Source organism: Streptomyces sp. NPDC094034 (assembly GCF_040303865.1).
Taxonomy (GTDB): Bacteria; Actinomycetota; Actinomycetes; order Streptomycetales; family Streptomycetaceae; genus Streptomyces.
The window spans coordinates 1-1,677 of record NZ_JBEOUD010000116.1 but is presented as its reverse complement, the minus strand read 5'-3'; the positions used below and the strand labels follow the sequence as shown (position 1 = coordinate 1,677).

Sequence of the window (1,677 nt, the reverse complement as noted above, 5' to 3'; positions counted from 1 at the left end):
TCCCAATGCCAGGAACTTTAGGGGGTGCGGGTTTGAGTCGTGGTGGTCTCTTGGTCGTGTTGGTGTTGGGTCTGTGTGTTTGGGGTGTCCGGGGTGGTGATGGTGAGGTGGTAGGTGGCGTTTTGCGAGGCCGGGGCGGTGGAGGCTTGCCGTGAGGGGTAGTGGAACACGGGTCGTTTGGCCATGCGTGGGCATGTCCGGCAGGTGACGTGTTTCGTGATCAGGCGCTGTGAGAGGTCCTGGTAGATCTGTTCGGCGTGGGCGTTGGCGCGCCGGGGTGTGATGGTGATCGCGTCCTGGACGGCGTCGCGGGTGGCGGTGAAGGAGATCCTTGCGGGTTCGATGTCCTGCCGGCGCAGGGCGGTGAGGCAGATGATGTGCCGGATCGCCTGGTAGACGATGAGGTAGGCCCACAGTTCCTGGCGGGCGGTTTCGGGGTCGGCGGCGCGCAGAGCGCGGCGCGTGCCGCGCAGGTAGGTCTTGATCTCCCTGAATCCTGTCTCGCATGCCCACCTCTTGGAGTAGGTGGCAGCGAGGTCGGCCGCTGGTGTGGTCCGTGGGTCGAGCAGGGTGGTGAGCAGGCGGAAGTGGCTGGTGCGTGTGGTGGTGTTGTCGGTGCGCACGGTGATGACGGCCTCGACTACGCGTACTACGGGGCCGCGGGGCACCGGCGGGGGCGGTGGTGCCTGCCCGGCTTTGCGGCGGCGTGCTTTCTTCCTGGCGTGCCGGGTGGTGTCGGCCGGGTCGGTCAGCCGGGACAGGAAGGAGCCGTCGGGCAGGACCTGTTGGACGGGCAGGTGCAGATCGGCCTGGACCCGCCACAGCAGGTGGGCCTGGGTGGCCTGGGCCGCGCGCCACAGGCGGTAGCTGAAGAAACCCCGGTCGGCCAGCAGCAGTATGCCGGGGCCGAGGGCGGGCAGCATCCGCTCGGCCAGGGCGCGTTCACCGGTCCGGTAGGTGCCGAACGCCGCGTCGATGATCCGGCGGCTGCCGCACGCGATCAGCGCTGTCAGGCGTGTCTGCGGATTCCCGGCTTCTCCTTTCCAGCAGCTCGGGCGGCCGAACGCTTCGGCATTCGCCGGCGAGTCGGCCAGGTCCATGTTGGTGCCGTCCCACGCGACCAGGAGCAGCCCGAACGCGTGTGACCACGGAGTGCTGCGGCACACCGACGTGCCGGAAAGGCGCCGGAACAGCAGCTCGAACGGGGCTGCCCCCAGCCGGCGACGCAGCTTGCTCAGCGCCGTCGTCGACGGCAGGACCCAGCCCGCAGCCCCGAGGCCGCCCCGGCGCCCCGAGACCAGTCTGGCGATCACGCTCCCGTAGCTTGCACCGCTGAACAGGCACAACGCCAGAACGAAGTAGACGCCCAGCCGCGCCGGCAGCGACCGGAAGCGTCGCTGAGACCGGCCGGTCACCGCCAGCACCTCATCGACCAGGCCCGGCGGCACATAGCAGGCCAGCACACCGCCCCCGACACCGTCCAACAGCCGCCCCACGCTGGAAGACCAGCCCCTGTCCATGGCACCATGACCCGACAACGAAGCTCCTCGACTACCTGGTTGATCTCGACAATCACCAGTCATAGCCGAGGAGCTTCGCTGCGTCTGGCGGAACACCCAACTGCCAGTCGATCAGGGACAACACCGACAATGAACCCCCTAAGTTCCTGGCATTGGG

The 1,677-nt window shown here is 68.2% G+C and carries 1 protein-coding gene; it reads right to left on the bottom strand.

The window, feature by feature from the left end:
- Positions 1–17: 17 nt before the first annotated feature.
- Complete coding sequence (locus ABTZ59_RS37050; RefSeq protein WP_351425932.1) at positions 18–1,538, bottom strand: IS4 family transposase; 1,521 nt, start codon at positions 1,536–1,538, stop codon at positions 18–20.
- Positions 1,539–1,677 lie beyond the last annotated feature (139 nt).